Consider the following 1,220-nt stretch of genomic DNA (forward strand, 5'->3'; position numbering starts at 1 on the left):
CAATGCACCTAAAAAAGTTGTCGAGTGGGCAAACATTCGCCCACCCAATACTCTTAAACAGAGATAAAGTTGTTCTGCGTCAGCGTCGTGGTATCAAATCCAGTCAGGATGCCTAAAGTTTGATTACCTAAACGAATCTCATCACCAGCGAAAGACAACTGACTAAAGCTCAAACCAGACAAGCCGATTTTATCGCCTTGACCTAAACTAAAGTCGGTGATTGTATCTCGACCTGCGGCTTTCTCTAAAACAAAGATATCGCTACCAGTACCGCCAGTCAGGATATCATCGGCTTTGCCACCGTTGAGGAAATCATTACCCGCACCGCCAACAAGGAAATCTTTACCGTTACCACCTAAAAGGGTGTCATTACCGTCATCGCCATAAAGGTTATCTTCACCGTTATCACCTTCCAGACGGTCGTTGCCAGTACCGCCATAAAGTGTGTCTTCACCGTTACCGCCTAGAAGTTGGTCGTTGCCAGTACCACCATAAAGGGTGTCGTTACTATTACCACCGATGAGGTTATCGTTACCAGCCAAGCCAAAGATAATATCGTCACCGTTGAGTCCATTAATAATGTCATTACCAGATGTACCGTTAATAGTGTCGTCTTGGTTTGTACCATTAAGGTCAATTCCTACTGCTACCGTTACCATCCCTAAGTCAGTGCCACCATTGCCATCGCTGACGGTATATTTAAAGCTGCCATTGCCACTAAATCCGGTATTGGGAGTAAAGATTACATTGCCACTGTTATTAATAGTTACACTACCGTTAACACTGTTACTGACAGATGTAATACTCAAAGCACCGCCGTCTACATCAACATCGTTAGCTAACAAGTCGCCAGATAGCAGTGTCAACGGGGTATTTTGATTGGCACTAAAAGAATCATCACCAGCTACAGGTGCATCGTTGACGGGTGTTACGGTGAGGTTAAAGGTATCGTCAACACTAGCGTTGCTGGTGTCAGTGGCGGTAACTTTAATGCTAATTGTGCCGTTATCTGGGTCGTCGGGTGTGCCGCTAAAGGTTTGGGTATTGGAGTCGAAGCTTAACCAGGTAGGTAAGGGGTTGCCGTTAGCGAGGCTGGCAGTGTAAGTTAAGCTGTCACCTGCATCAACATCGGCAAAGGTGTTGGCGGGAACGGTAAAGCTGAAGAAGCCATCTTCTAGAGTGGTTTGGTTTGCGATCGCATTTGCTACTGTGGGGGCATC

At 46.1% G+C, this 1,220-nt stretch carries 1 protein-coding gene; it reads right to left on the minus strand.

Annotated elements, in window-relative coordinates:
* Positions 1-53: 53 nt before the first annotated feature.
* Positions 54-1,220, minus strand: a 1,167-nt coding sequence (locus tag ACM0OR_RS28255) for an Ig-like domain-containing protein (protein WP_414579719.1), incomplete at its 5' end; no start/stop codon positions are given.

This window comes from Anabaena sp. CCY 9402-a, assembly GCF_963920945.1.
In the GTDB taxonomy this organism is placed as follows: domain Bacteria; phylum Cyanobacteriota; class Cyanobacteriia; order Cyanobacteriales; family Nostocaceae; genus Trichormus; species Trichormus minutissimus.